This window comes from Actinoplanes sp. NBC_00393 (assembly GCF_036053395.1).
In the GTDB taxonomy this organism is placed as follows: domain Bacteria; phylum Actinomycetota; class Actinomycetes; order Mycobacteriales; family Micromonosporaceae; genus Actinoplanes.
Window position 1 is genome coordinate 4,500,234 of record NZ_CP107942.1, and the last position, 13,459, is coordinate 4,513,692.

A 13,459-nucleotide genomic window follows, 5' to 3' on the forward strand; every position below is an offset into this window, starting at 1 on the left:
GGTCAGGTGAGGCCCTCGCCCACCCGCAGGCGGCCGGGTTGCAGGACCTCGGCGTAGACGCCGAAGCAGGCGGCCCGGCCCAGGCCCGGCAGGGTGAGCCGGTGGTGCCGCGCCAGGGTGCCCAGCAGGTCGCGGTCGACCAGCTGGTCCGGATCGGCGATGCCGGGGACCGCGCAGCGCGGCGTCGGCGAGATGACCCGCAGCACCGCCTCGCCTAGCCGCAGCTCCGTGCCGGGCGCCGGGTCGGCCGGCGCGTCGAACACGATGTTCGGGCGGAAGCGGGCCGCCGGCACCGACGGCCGGCCCAGGCTGGCAGCCAGCGCGGCCAGCGCGCCCGTCGTGACGATGTGCACGTCAGCAAAGTCCAGGAAGCGCTTGCCGGCGGAGAGGTCCGTCACCGTCTCCTGGCCTGCGCCGACGCCGGCCATCCACTCCGGGACCATGCCGTCCTCGTCCGGCAGCTGCCGGTGCAGCCGCGCGTTCGGCGGCACCTCCCGGCTCAGCCGTACCGGGCGGCCGAGAAGATCGCTGAGCGCGAGGTCGGCATCGGCGCTGCCGGCCAGCACGTCTCTGCCCTGTACGCGCAATGTCAGCGCAGACCCCAGCGAGGTGCCGACCCCGAGCAGCCGCCCCCACCGCCGCGGGTGTTTGGCGCTGCCGACCGTCCCGTCCGCGTCGTCGAGGCACGCCCAGGTGCGGTCGCCGCGCAGGCCGCCGGTTTCGACGACGGCCTCCGGCAGGCTCTCGCCCTGGGCGCTCTTCAGCGGGTACCGGTACAGCGCGGCAACGCTCACGCAGGCTCCGCGGGCAGGCTGTCCATGAACGAGCTGACCGAGAAGACCGCGTTGCCGGGCCCGGGCGGGCCGTATCCGGGCGGGCTGGACAGGCCGTACTCGTCCATCGTCGCCCTATACGCCTGGAGCAGCCGGATGTGGTACTCCAGCGGCGCGCCGTTCGGGTTGGTCTTGCCGAGCGGGGTGGTCGGCTCCGGGCACCACGTGGTGAACCGCGGGGTGATGCCGCGCGACATGAAGTAGTGCAAACCTTCGGTGGTCGAGTCGATGGCCTCGTCGACCGTGGTGAACCCGAACGGCTCGGCCATCTCGATGCCGGCCACGAAGTTCGGGATCACGTTGCGCGGCCCGAAGATCTCGGCGGAGTCGAGGATGCGGCGGTGCCACTCCTCCCGGCCCACATAACGCTCTTTACCGGGGCAGTACAGCTCGAACAGCCGCTTGTCCCACACCTCATAGTTCGGGTGATAGATCTGGATCCCGTAGTCCTTGAAGCGCTGCACGTCGGCCTTGGGCAGCGCCTGCGCCACCACCTTGCCGATCCAGCGGCCGGGGAACGCCTCCTCGATCGCCTGCGCGTACTGACCGTAGAAGTCGGCCTCCGCCTTGCCGCCGACCTGCGAGGTGACACTGCCGCCGGTCAGGGTGTAAGCCGTGGACGTACGCAGCGTGTCGTGCTTGTCGATGATCGCCAGTGCTTCCAGGACCTCGTCCACCGGCTTGACCCCGGTGTACGGCCGCCCGGCCGCCTTGTGCTGGCGCCAGTTGTGGTTGATGTCGCAGTACTGGCACTCCTCCTTGGCGCCGAAGTACTGACACACCCGGAAGACGGTCAGATAGACGAGGTAGCCCCACTGGATGGTCGGGGCGACCTCCATCACCTGCTTGCCGTTGGCGAGCGTGTGCCGGTAGTAGTCCGGCATCGGCGGCAGGCCGACCTCGGCTATCGCCCGGCCGTCGAGGAAGAGCATCAGCCGCCCGTCCGCGTCGGGCTTCACCCGGTACGGCGAGTCGGGGTTGGTGCGCACCGAGACGACCGTGCGGCGCAGATCGTACGGCCCGCCGGTGAGCACGATCTCCTCCGGCGGCCGGCGCAGCGCCGCCTCGCCGAGCTCCGGCAGCGTCCGGTGGTCGAACGAAAAGATGAAGTACGACTTGGGCTTGACCTCACCGTTCTCGTTGTCGGTCAGCGCCGACTCGTCGAAGGCGAGACCTCCGCGCAGCAGATCTTCCTTGATCACCGCCTCGCGCGGCACATGCGGAAAGCGGGCCATCAGGTCTTCAACGAGATCGGTACGCCGTTCCATGCGTCCTCCTGTCAGCTGCTCGCCGGGTTCGCCGGTCAATGGTGCGTCACCCCATCCCATGCCATCACATCCACACCTCGCCACGGGGGCGGCGGAATGGAGACGTTCACGACAGCGGGGCGTCGGCCGAGATCATATGGATCACCTCGGGCGGCGTCGCCGACAGCTCCCTCACCCGCCGGTCCAGCTCCTCGTCCGCGCCGGTCAGCCGGCCGCCGTGCTGGCGCAGATGTTCACCCCAGCTGGGCACCACGTACAGCTCGATCATCTGCTCCGGCGTCTCCCCGGCCCGGAAGACCCCCCACTGCACCGCGCCGGTGCGCATCCGGGAGCGGCGCAGCGCGGCCGTCGCGGCCAGGAACTCGGCCTCCCGCTCGGGCGGCACGGTGTAGGTCACCTGGACCACCACCGGGCCGGCGTCCGCGGCCGGCTGGTGGGCCAGGTGCGGTTCCGGCCAGGGGGTGGCCGGGTCGCGGTTGAGGTGGCGGCTGGTCAGCAGCGGGGCGATCGGCAGGGTGGCGGCGCCGAGCGCGGTGAGCGCCGCGGCGATCAGGAACGCCGGGACCAGGCCGATCCGGTCGGCGGCCACACCCCAGGCCAGCGAGCCGATTGCCTGCCCGCCGAAGAAGACGGTCTGGTAGGTGGCCAGGCCGCGGGCGCGTACCCAATGCGGCAGCAGCAGTTGCACCTCGGCGTTGAGGTTGGACTGCACGGCCATCCAGGCGGCGCCGGCCGGGATCAGGGCGAGCACCGCGATCAGCGGGCTGCGGACCACCGCGAGGATCGCCAGGACCAGCGCGTACGTGACGCTGGCCGCGGCCAGCATCGCGGTGCCGGAGAGCGCGGCACGGATTCGCGGCATCACGAACGCGGCCAGGACCGCGCCGGCGCCGAGGGCGGCGAGCAGTAGGCCGTACCCCGAAGCGCCGAGACCCAGCCGGCGGCTGGCCAGCAGCGGAAGCAGCGCCCACAGCGCCATCGCCGGCGCGACGAACAGGATGCTGCGCAGCAGCAGCCGGCGCATGATCGGCGAGTACCGGACGTATCGTCCGCCGGCGCGCAGCGCGGCGACGAACGGCTCCGGGCCGGCGCCCTCCTCCTTCGGGTCGCGCCGCCACAGCAGCAGCACGATCGCGAAGATCAGGAAGGTGGCCGCGTTGATGCCGAAGACCGCGGCCGGCCCGGCCTGCGCGACCAGCACGCCGGCGATCGCCGGGCCGACGGCCCGGGCCAGGTTGATGCTGATGGCGCCGAGCGAGGCCGCGGAGGGGATCAACGGACGGGGTACGAGCTCCGGGATCACCGCCTGGTAGGTCGGGGTGGTCATCGCCATCCCGCAGCCCAGCGCGAAGGTCAGGGTGAGCAGCAGCGGCGGGGTCATCTCGCCGGCCAGGGTGAGCGCGGTCAGCGCGACCCCGACCGCGAGCTGGAACATCTGCACGCCGATCAGCAGCCGGCGCCGGTCGAACGAGTCGGCCAGCACACCGGCGGGCAGGGCCAGCAGCAGGACCGGCAGGGTGCCGGCGGTCTGCACCAGCGACACCAGCGTGCCCGCGTTCTCCTCGTCGAGCAGCAGCCACTGCGCGCCGACGGTCTGCATCCAGGTGCCGACCTGGCTGCCGAAAACGGCCAGCCACAGCATCCGGAAGACACCGATGCGCAGTGGCGCCCAGGTGGAGGAGTCGGGGGCGGTGGTGGTCGCGGTCATCCCGTCCGGGTGCCCGGATCCGCAATCCGTATGCCTGATCGGCGTTCAACGGGGTAGCCAGCGGGTCCGCGAACACACTGGGCAGGAGCAACGATGAGGATCTGGCCGGGCAACCCGTACCCGCTGGGGGCCACCTACGACGGCGGCGGTACGAACTTCGCCCTCTTCTCCGAGGTGGCCGAACGGGTCGAGTTGTGCCTGTTCGGCGACGACGGCACCGAGACCTGCATCGACCTGCCGGAGCGGGAGGCGTTCGTCTGGCACGGCTACCTGCCGCGGGTCGTGCCGGGCCAGCGGTACGGCTACCGGGTGCACGGCCCCTACGACCCGTCCCAGGGCTTGCGGTGCAACCCCGGGAAGTTGCTGCTGGACCCATACGCGAAGGCGATCGACGGCGACTACGAGTGGGACGAGGCGCTGTTCTCCTACCGGTTCGGGCACCCGGACTCGTACAACGACGCCGACTCGGAGCCGTACGCGCCGAAGTCGGTCGTGGTGAACCCGTTCTTCGACTGGGGCAACGACCGGCCGCTGAAGGTCCCGTTCCACCAGACCGTCATCTACGAGACCCACGTCAAGGGGATGACGATCCAGCATCCCGACATCCCCGCGGACGTGCGCGGCACCTACTCCGGGCTCGCCCACCCCGTGATGACCAACTATCTGAAGCAGCTCGGCGTCACCGCGGTCGAGTTGATGCCGGTCCACCAGTTCGTGCACGACAGCGGCCTGATCGAGAAGGGCCTGAGCAACTACTGGGGTTACAACACGATCGGGTTCTTCGCGCCGCACAACGGCTACTCGTCATTCGCCGGCGGTGGCGGGCAGGTGCAGGAGTTCAAGGCGATGGTGAAGGCGCTGCACCAGGCCGGCATCGAGGTGATCCTGGACGTCGTCTACAACCACACCGCCGAAGGCAACCACCTGGGCCCGACCCTGTCGTTCCGCGGCATCGACAACCCCGCCTACTACCGCCTGGTCGATGGCGATAAATCCTTCTATTACGACACGACGGGCACCGGCAACAGCCTCAACGTGCGCCACCACGAGTCACTGCGGCTGATCATGGACTCGCTGCGCTACTGGGTGACCGAGATGCACGTCGACGGCTTCCGCTTCGACCTGGCCTCCGCCCTGGCCCGCGAGTTCCACGAGGTCGACCGGCTCGCCGCCTTCTTCGACCTGGTCAACCAGGACCCGGTCGTCTCCCAGGTCAAACTGATCGCCGAACCGTGGGACGTCGGCGACGGCGGCTACCAGGTCGGCGGCTTCCCACCCAACTGGACCGAGTGGAACGGGCGCTACCGCGACTCGGTGCGCGACTTCTGGCGCGGCGAGCCGTCCAGCCTCGGCGAATTCGCCTCCCGGTTCACCGGCAGCTCCGACCTCTACGAGATCGACGGCCGGCGGCCGAGCGCGTCGATCAACTTCGTCACCGCGCACGACGGTTTCACGATGCACGACCTGGTGTCGTACAACGAGAAGCACAACGACGCGAACGGCGAGGGCAACCGCGACGGCGAGAGCCACAACCGCTCGTGGAACTGCGGCGCCGAGGGACCCACCGACGACCGGGGGATCGTCACGCTGCGCGAGCGGCAGAAGCGCAACTTCCTGGCCACCCTGCTGCTCAGCCAGGGCGTCCCGATGATCGTGCACGGCGACGAGCTGGGCCGTACCCAGCAGGGCAACAACAACGTGTACGCCCAGGACAACGAACTGAGCTGGATCAACTGGCGCGACGCCCGCCACCACGACGTGCTCACCGTGTTCACCCGGAGCCTGACCCGGCTGCGCGCCGAGCACCCGATCTTCCGCCGCCGCCGGTTCTTCACCGGCGACCCGGCCGGTGACGCCAAGCTGCCCGGCATCGCCTGGCTGCGCCGCGACGGCGAACCGATGACCGAGCCCGACTGGCGCGACGACGCCGCCCACACCATCATCGTGTTCCTCAACGGGGAGGGCATCCCGGAGACCGACGCGCTCGGCGAGCAGATCCTCGACGACTCGTTCCTGCTGCTGTTCAACCCGTCCCACGAGCAGGCCGAGTTCGTTCTGCCCGAGCCGGCGTACGGCCAGGCCTGGGAGGCCGTGGTGGACACCGCCGATCCGCTGCTGGCCAACTGGGCGGACGCCAGCGTCAAGGCACAGGAGAGCCTGACGCTGGACGCCCACAGCCTGCTCGTGCTCCGGCGGCGCTACTGACCCGGGTCAGCGCGACGGGCGCAGGGTGACCGGCGGGTGGTAGCGGGTGAACGCCGGCGCCATCACCGCCGACTCCATGCTGCCCAGGTCCAGCACCCGCTGGTAGAGCGGATCGAACCGGCCTGCTGCCGCGTCCAGCCGGGACGGGCGCAGGTCCGGCCACCGCCCGGTGTCCAGCTTCGTCAGCAGCGCCTGCAGGGCGGTGATCTCCTCAGCGGCGCTGAACGAGCAGTGACCGCCCCGGTTCACCCATAGTTGGCGCAGGTCAGCGGGGTTGTGGACCTGCTCGGCGTACCACCGCTCCTGATCCGGCGGCGCCCCGCCGTCGCCGGTGGTGTGCAGCGACAGCACCGGCGCCGGCGTGCGTCCCGTCGCCACGCCATAACGCAGCAGGTAGCGCACGGCGTCGCGCTGCGGCACGATCCGCGGCGCGGCCGCCAGCGCGGCCAGGTCGGCATGCAGATTCAAACCCGCCTTCCGGTACGCCCGGAGCACGGTTTCCCGCTGGTCGGAGCGCTGCAGCTGCCGGGCGTAGTCGACGCCGGCATTGCCCAGCGGATTGCCCCCGGCGACCCGCTCGATGTCGGCGAACGCGGTCGGCCCGTTGCCCCAGATCTTCGCCCAGGTGATCCACTCGGTCTGCTGCTGGATCCACCCGGTCAGGTCGGCCGGCGCCGGTTCGAGCGACTTGTACCAGCCGGTGACGTTGCCGAACGCCGCGGCGAGCGCCAGCCGGGCCTGCCCCTGCGGAGTGGTCCGTGCCTGGCCGACCGCCGCGACCAGGGCCTCCCGGCTGGCTACCGGATCATCGGCGGGCACCAGGTCGATGTCCTGACCGGGCGCGAGCAGCGTCCGGACCGTGAAGTTGATGTCCAGCGCGGTGTTGAAGGTGTTCAACGGGTCGTAGACACCGCACATGGTGAGCACCCCGTCGAACCGGCGCGGATTCCGCTCGGCCAGCAGGGTCGCGATCGTCGTGCCGAGCGACTGCCCGGTCGCCACGGTGCGCTCCGGGCGGCCCACCTCGGCTTCGAACCAGTCCAGCAGCGCGAGCTGGTCGCGCATGGCCGGCTCGACGAGATAGCCGATGCCGCCGTTGCGGTACTCCGACGCCGCCAGCGCGAAACCGTGCTCGAGCAGCCACTGCTCGCTCTCCGCGGCGTTGGTCACGAAGATCTGCGGAAAACCGAAGTCCGCCGGCATGTAGCCGTGGCTGTAGAGCAGCAGCGTCCCGTTCCAGCCCTGCGGAACCTCGACGCGGTAGTCGGCGCCGTCGATCGTCCCGGTGTAGGACCGCCGCCCGTCGTCGCGTGGCGCCGCTGACGCGGCGGTCACCGGCGCCGCCACCAGCAGCAGAGCCGCCACCAGCGCGGTGAACAACTTTCGCATGCTTCCTCCGATCCAAAGGTGTCGATTACCTCTAGGACCGGCCGGGGCGGCGCAACTAATCGGTGTAGACCTGGATGCCCGGTAGTGTGGCGGCCAGCTCGGCCGGCGACTCGCCGGTCAGCGCGTTGGTGATCCACAGGACCAGCACCGGGGAGCCGGCGAGCCCGGCGAACGGCGCCAGCGAGCGCGGCTCGTCGACGGTCAGCACCTGAACCGAGGAGGCGGCGATCGCGGCGAGGTCGGCCTCGGTCGGCTCGCCGGTGATCGACAGGCGGTGTACCTGCGGAAACCGGTCGAGGCCGGTCAGTTGCCGGTCGTCGGCCCGGTTGGTGATCTTCAGGGCCCGGATCGGCAGGTCGGCGGGCAGCGCGTGCAGGCCGTCGCGCAGGTCCGGATGCCGGATCGAGAGCACCCGCAGCTGCGGGGCCCGCAGGGTGGACAGGTCGGCCGGGGTCTGGAACAGCGACAGGTCCGCCACCGTGGTGCCGGCCAGGCCGGACAGGTCCCGCAGGGCGCTGCACCGGATCAGCGACAGCGCCCGCACCGACCGGCAGCGCGCCAGCGGGGACAGGTCGCGGACCACGTCGTTCTGCATCAGCTTGAGCCGGCGCAGCGACGGGATCGCGGCGAGCGGGTTCAGCGGCATGACGTCGCCGCGGACCGCCACCGACGTCAGGCGGTTCAGGTACATCAGGTCGCGGACCTCGCGCCAGCCGTTGCGGTCCAGGTACAGGTCGCCGAAGTCGACGTCGGCGAGGACCTCCCGGGCGTACTCGGCCGGGTCGTCGGACTCGCGCCAGGCCCGCAGCAGCTCCTCGACGACCCGCTGCTGCGGCACGTCGGTGAACCGTTTGATCAGCTCCCAGGCGCCCGGCCCGCCGATCAGCGCGGCCGCCCGGATCACCGCGGCGGCCTGGTCCTCGGTGAGCCCGTCCGGCCCGGGCAGCAGCTCCAGCACGAACGAGCCGGCGCGGGCCAGCAGCTCGGCCTCGTCCGGCCCGGACGGCGGGATCAGCCGCTGGGCCGCCTGGTGCACCTGCTCGCGGACGTCGTCGGTGTTGGTGACCACCACGTGTTCCAGGCAGGCGGCGGCGATCAGGTGCAGCCGGTCGCGGATCCGCGGGTCCCGGTTGCCGCGGGCGATCAGGTCGGACAGGATCCGGTCCCGTTCCCGGCGGGACGCGTACGCCACCGCCATCACCACCACGTCGTACCACTCGCTGTGGTGGGCGTTGCTCAACAGGTAGTCGAAGTCGCCGACGTCGGCGATCTCGCGCCCGGCCAGATAGTCGCGGAACGTACGGTGCAGGAACTGCACCTGGTCGTCGTCGGGCTCGCGCAGCACGCCGGTGCGCTCCAGGATCCAGCGCAGCACCTGCTCGGGTTCGGCGTCGTGCGAGCGCAGGCCGCGCATGTGCCCGGCGATCCGCCGGACCGCCTCCTCGGTGCTGATCAGCAGGTTCTGGTTGCGCACGTACGAGTACGCCAGCCGCTGCAACAGCACCAGCTGCTCGGGTTTCTCCAGCGACAGCGCCCAGCCCAGGTGCGGCTGCTTCTGCTCGTCCCACCCCTCCAGCAGCAGGTCGAGCGCGGCCTCGTAGATGCCCTTGCGGTCGTGCGGCAATCGAAGGTACGGCTTCTGGGCAAGCGCACAGATCAGCCCGCACAGCAGCGGGCTGCCGGCGAGCCGGCGCAGCTCGGTGTTGCTCTCCAGGACGGCGCTCAGCTGCTCCCGGGTCTCCTCGAGCCGGCGGCGCGAGTCGTGGTCGGTGGCGTTACGCCGGCCGGCCGCGTCGTGCCAGGACTCCAGGAACTCGCCGATCCCGCGCCGGCTCATCGGCAGCAGGTCGTAGGTGACGAACTCGTACTCGGCCAGCCAGGCGGTCTCCACCGCGAACGGCCGGGTGGTCACCACGTACCGGGCGTCCGGGAAGGCGTCGGCCAGCTCGCTCAGCCAGGTGCGCACCTCGGCCCGCCGGTCGGCCGGCACCTCGTCCACCCCGTCCACCAGCACCAGCGCCCGCCCGGACCGCAGCAGCGCGTTGCCCCAGGCCAGCGGCATCTCGTTGGCGAGCACGTCGTCGGCGGCCAGCACCATCCGGTCCGGCTCGGGCAGTTTGCGGCCCAGGAAGCGGCGCAGCGGCAGGAACAGCGGGACGAAACGGCGCGGACCGTCGCGCCGCGCCTCGGTCACCGCCAGCCAGCGCAGCAGCGTCGTCTTGCCGGCGCCCGCCCCGCCGCGCAGCAGCAGCCGCCGGTCGTCGGCGAGCGCGTCGCCGACCGCGATGCCGGAGCCGGTGTAGTCCCGGTCGTTCCCGTCGACCCGGGCGACCTTCATGTCCACGTACGCCTCGGTCAGCGGGTATTTCTCCGCCTCCCGGCCCATCGCCAGGCCGAACAGCTCGATCCCGTCCAGCCGGCGCAGCAGCTGGGCCACGTAGCGGTCCTCGAAGACCGCGGCCTCGTCCTGCCGCTCCCGGCGCAGCTGCTCCGGCAGGCCGCTGATCCCCTGCCGCACCACGGCCACCTGACCGTGCAGATCCTCGACCCGGTCCCGAGTCTGCTCCCCCACCGCGGCCAGCCACGGCAGCTGCTGGCGCAGGTAGTCGACCAGCTCGGTGCTGACCTGGGCGAGCATCCGCCTGTACGCCACCAGCCCGGCGTCGTCGAACCCGGCGCGGGCGACCACCGGTGCCGCCTCCCGCTCGATGAACTGCTGAAGCTCGTCGAGGCGAAGGGTGCCGGCGAACGCCTCCCGCTCGATCGCCGGCGCGGCGGTCTGCAACGAGTCCCGCACCGTCAGCACGGCCGCCTGCCAGTCGTTCTCGGGCAGGGCGCGCAGCTCGTGCTCGCGCAGCCCGGCGAGGCTCTCCGCGGCGCCGCTCGCCATCGACCTGTGCTCACGGTCGGCGCGCCGCCGCTCGATCCCGCGCCGCTTGAACAGGGCGTCGATCGCCCGGCCCGCCAGATGCTCGACTGCGACCGCGACAGCGCCCAGCAGGAAATCCACGGCCGTTGTTCCCCCATCGACGTCCGGCAGCTCGATCCTACGTGGACCCCGCATCCGCCGGGCATACTGACCGCCGCGCTGCGGGATTGGTGGGACGCCGCGTCGCAGCAGCCACGGCCCGGAAGGACCGCGATGGCGCAGGGATGAACCGCGCCCCCGGCGCGGCCTGGACCTTCGTTGCGGACGGTGAGCCGGCGCCGGCCCGCCTCGGCGGCGCCGGTGTGCTGTCGCGCGTCTTCGCCCTCACCCGGTCGGCGTTCGCGCCGGAGAGTGAGTTCGACCGGCGCCGGCTGCGGCGCCTCGCCGACGATCTGATCCGCTGGGTGGAACGCCCCGGCCCGGTAGGAGACCGGCCAGCGCCGCTGCGGTCATCGCGATCAACAGCGCCCAGGGCGCGGCGAACCCACCGGTCACGTCGCGCAGCGCGCCCAGCACCGGCGGCACGATCACGATGGCGGCCTGGTTGACGGCCATCACCAGGCCCAGCACGAACCCGGTCCGGCCCGGCGGCGCCGCCTCGGTGACTTGGGCGATCCACGGGCCGATCCAGCCGATGCCGAAGAAGCCGAGCCAGACGAAGACCAGCGACGCCGTCACCGGGATCCGGCCGGCAGGGGTGACGAGCAGCGCGAGCCCGGCGACGATCGCCAGCATGCTGACCGTGACGACGCTTTGCCGGGACCGGGTGCGGTCGCTGCACGCGGCCAGCACGATCCGGCCGGTCATACCCGCGATCTGCACTCCGACCAGCACCGACGCTGCCGCACCGGCCGTCATTCCCGCCACCTCGTGCAGGTGCAGGACCGTCAGCAGCCCGATGCCGCAGTGCACCGAGACCAGGCTGATCCCGCACAGCGTCGCCCGGATCAGCGCCGGGCTGCGCACCACCCCTCTGTTCTGCGGCGCGGCGGTCAGCGGCGCCGGCGGCCGGCGATGGAACAGCAGGAAAGCGGCCGCGCCGAGCAACGCGATCACCCCACCGAACGCGCACGCCGCCCGCCACCCGTGGGCGACTGCCAGCGGCGGCAGCACCGCCGAGGCGAGCGCAGCTCCGAACGGCAGCCCCGCCTGCCGGATCCCCATCGCGGTGCCGCGCCGCGACGCATCGAACCAGGACGCCACCGACTTGCTGCCGCCCGGTTGCACCGTGCTGTACCCCGCGCCCACCACGAACAGCACCGCCAGCAACGCCGCGTATCCGGGTGCCCACGCCCCGGCGAGCAGCGCGGCGCCGACCACGGCTGCGCCGGCCCCGACCACCCAGCGCTCGTCGAACCGGTCCAGCAACGCCCCGGCGACCAGCAGGCCGAGCAGCGGCGCCAGCTGGGCAGCCGACATCAGCAGCCCCAGCTGGGCCGCGCTCAACCCGAGGTCAAATTGCAGCTGTACGCCGAGAGCGCCGATCCCCTGCACGAAGAACCCGGACGCGGCCTGGGTGAACGTGGCCACGGCGAGGACCACCCAGCGATAGCTGTTCATGATCCCAGCCTGCTGTAATGGTCTTATGCACCTCAACCCTTACGGCGCCGACGCGGTGAACCTGGCCGCCGACCTGGCGAACCACCGCCCGGCCGTCCCCGCCGAACTCGCCGACCGGTGCCGCGCCGCCGGCCTGGTACTGGAATCCGCCGCCACGGCCGACGACCTGCGGCATCTGCTGGCCACCCTGGACGCCTGGGAGGCGGTCGTCGACGCCGCCGACGACCACGACCGCGCCGCCCGGCTCAACCGGATGCTCGCCGCCGCGACCGCCTACCCCCGGCTCACCGACCACGCCGGCGACTGGCATCTGCACTACCGCGACGCCGGCCAGCCACTCGGCGCGATCCTGACCGCGCTGATCACCGTCGGCACCGCCCTGCACCTGGCCGGCCGCGGCATCCACCGCCTCCGGCGCTGCGCGGTCCCCGAGTGCACCGACATCTTCGCCGACACCTCACGCACCGGCCGCCAGCGATACTGCACCCCGCGCTGCGCCAACCGCGACGCGGTCCGCCGCCACCGATCCCGGACCTAGTCGATCTGCACGATCTGGATCAGGTTGCCGCAGGTGTCGTCGAAGACGGCCATCGTCACGTTGCCCATCTGCAGCGGTTCCTGGGTGAACCGCACACCGAGCCCCTTGAGGCGTTCGAACTCCGCCTGGACATCAGTGACCGAGAACGACGTCAACGGAATGCCGTCGTTGACCAGCGCTTCCTTCCACGGCTTGGCCGCCGGGTGCCCCGACGGCTCGAGTAGCACCTCACAGCCTTCCGGGTCCTCGGGCGAGACGACCGTGAGCCACCGGGCATCCTCCCCGAGCGGAATGTCGTTCTTCTTCACGAAGCCCAGAACGTCGGTGTAGAACCGCAGCGCCTCCTCCTGGTCGTTGACGAGGACGCTGGTGACGTAGACGCGCATCAGTTCTCCTTGGTTTCGCGGGGTCGCCACCGATCGGTGAGACGCTCCAGCGGTGTGGTGTCGAGGTCGTGGAACTTGTAGCGGCCCTCCCGGCGCGCCGTGATCAGACCGGCCGCGATCAGCACCTCCAGATGCTGGGAGATGGCCTGCCGGGACAAACTCAGCTGGTACTTCATCGCCAGGCGCGAACAGATCTCGAACAGCGTCTGGCCGTTGCGCTCAGCAAGCCCATCGAGGATCCTGCGCCGGGTCGGATCGGCCAGCGCCTTGAAGAGCTCCTGCTCGGCGGCATCGTCCACACCCTGATGATAGGCAAGCAGCCACTTGCATATCAAGCGCCGGCCGGGGCGCATCCGGAGCGAAGGCGCGCAAGGGCGCACGTGCGCAAGCTCAAGGAGAAATCCGACCTCGATCTGACAGTGGACGGTCGGGAGCTGGCGGCGCAGGCGATCAGAGCCGGCCTGGTCGACCGAGTATCAGCTGGTCATCGGCCCGGCGATCGTCGGTGGCGGGCAGCAATTCTTCCCCGATGACGTCCCCGCGGACCTGGAGTTGCTGGAGGACCGCAGGTTCACGAACGGCGTGATTTTCCTCCGCTATCGAGTAATCGGAAACGACTAGCGCGTACTGTCGAGATTTGCCC

Annotated in this window: 10 protein-coding genes; 2 read left to right on the forward strand and 8 right to left on the reverse strand. The window is 71.1% G+C overall.

Annotated features, from left to right (window positions below; all coding sequences use genetic code 11):
- Window positions 1-2: 2 nt before the first annotated feature.
- The 3 genes from OHA21_RS21220 to OHA21_RS21230 all read right to left on the reverse strand — a co-directional run bounded on the left by OHA21_RS21220 (window position 3) and on the right by OHA21_RS21230 (window position 3,809).
- A complete protein-coding gene (locus OHA21_RS21220; protein WP_328476173.1) occupies window positions 3-794 on the reverse strand; it encodes an MOSC domain-containing protein in 792 nt (263 codons plus the stop codon).
- Window positions 791-2,101, reverse strand: a complete 1,311-nt coding sequence (locus tag OHA21_RS21225) for a radical SAM protein (RefSeq protein WP_328476175.1) — start codon at window positions 2,099-2,101, stop codon at window positions 791-793. Before OHA21_RS21225 ends, OHA21_RS21220 begins: the two co-directional genes overlap by 4 nt.
- Before the next feature lie 106 nt (window positions 2,102-2,207).
- Window positions 2,208-3,809, reverse strand: coding sequence for an MFS transporter (locus OHA21_RS21230; RefSeq protein WP_328476177.1), 1,602 nt, complete (start codon window positions 3,807-3,809; stop codon window positions 2,208-2,210).
- 93 nt (window positions 3,810-3,902) lie between these two features.
- On the opposite strand from OHA21_RS21230, the gene glgX reads away from it, so the two are divergent.
- On the forward strand, window positions 3,903-6,014 hold the full coding sequence (gene glgX / locus OHA21_RS21235; protein WP_328476179.1) for a glycogen debranching protein GlgX: 2,112 nt from the start codon (window positions 3,903-3,905) through the stop codon (window positions 6,012-6,014).
- 6 nt (window positions 6,015-6,020) lie between these two features.
- On the opposite strand, the gene OHA21_RS21240 is transcribed toward glgX, so the two are convergent.
- The 3 genes from OHA21_RS21240 to OHA21_RS21250 form a co-directional block, all read right to left on the reverse strand.
- Entirely contained in the window at window positions 6,021-7,403 is a 1,383-nt protein-coding gene (locus OHA21_RS21240) for an alpha/beta hydrolase family protein (RefSeq protein ID WP_328476181.1), read from the reverse strand.
- A gap of 55 nt (window positions 7,404-7,458) precedes the next feature.
- Entirely contained in the window at window positions 7,459-10,413 is a 2,955-nt protein-coding gene (locus tag OHA21_RS21245) for an NACHT domain-containing protein (RefSeq protein WP_328476183.1), read from the reverse strand.
- Window positions 10,414-10,656: 243 nt separating this feature from the next.
- Window positions 10,657-11,892: an MFS transporter gene (locus tag OHA21_RS21250; RefSeq protein WP_328476185.1), complete on the reverse strand. Its 1,236-nt coding sequence runs from the start codon at window positions 11,890-11,892 to the stop codon at window positions 10,657-10,659.
- 25 nt (window positions 11,893-11,917) lie between these two features.
- Here OHA21_RS21250 and OHA21_RS21255 point away from each other — a divergent pair, with 25 nt between their 5' ends.
- Window positions 11,918-12,430: a CGNR zinc finger domain-containing protein gene (locus OHA21_RS21255; protein ID WP_328476187.1), complete on the forward strand. Its 513-nt coding sequence runs from the start codon at window positions 11,918-11,920 to the stop codon at window positions 12,428-12,430.
- On the opposite strand, the gene OHA21_RS21260 is transcribed toward OHA21_RS21255, so the two are convergent.
- Both OHA21_RS21260 and OHA21_RS21265 read right to left on the reverse strand, forming a co-directional pair.
- The gene (locus tag OHA21_RS21260) at window positions 12,427-12,816 is read right to left on the reverse strand and encodes a VOC family protein (RefSeq protein WP_328476189.1); all 390 of its coding nucleotides are present in this window, start codon (window positions 12,814-12,816) and stop codon (window positions 12,427-12,429) included. The genes OHA21_RS21255 and OHA21_RS21260 overlap by 4 nt on opposite strands.
- The gene (locus tag OHA21_RS21265; RefSeq protein WP_328476191.1) at window positions 12,816-13,115 is read right to left on the reverse strand and encodes an ArsR/SmtB family transcription factor; all 300 of its coding nucleotides are present in this window, start codon (window positions 13,113-13,115) and stop codon (window positions 12,816-12,818) included. The genes OHA21_RS21260 and OHA21_RS21265 overlap by 1 nt, the downstream gene beginning before the upstream one ends.
- Between the last annotated feature and the right edge of the window lie 344 nt (window positions 13,116-13,459).

Coding starts and splice junctions, on each gene's coding strand:
- OHA21_RS21225 (WP_328476175.1), bottom strand. CDS start 2,101: ATGGAACGGCGTACCGATCTCGTTGAAGACCTGATGGCCCGCTTTCCG.
- OHA21_RS21230 (WP_328476177.1), bottom strand. CDS start 3,809: ATGACCGCGACCACCACCGCCCCCGACTCCTCCACCTGGGCGCCACTG.
- glgX (WP_328476179.1), top strand. CDS start 3,903: ATGAGGATCTGGCCGGGCAACCCGTACCCGCTGGGGGCCACCTACGAC.
- OHA21_RS21240 (WP_328476181.1), bottom strand. CDS start 7,403: ATGCGAAAGTTGTTCACCGCGCTGGTGGCGGCTCTGCTGCTGGTGGCG.
- OHA21_RS21250 (WP_328476185.1), bottom strand. CDS start 11,892: ATGAACAGCTATCGCTGGGTGGTCCTCGCCGTGGCCACGTTCACCCAG.
- OHA21_RS21255 (WP_328476187.1), top strand. CDS start 11,918: ATGCACCTCAACCCTTACGGCGCCGACGCGGTGAACCTGGCCGCCGAC.
- OHA21_RS21260 (WP_328476189.1), bottom strand. CDS start 12,816: ATGCGCGTCTACGTCACCAGCGTCCTCGTCAACGACCAGGAGGAGGCG.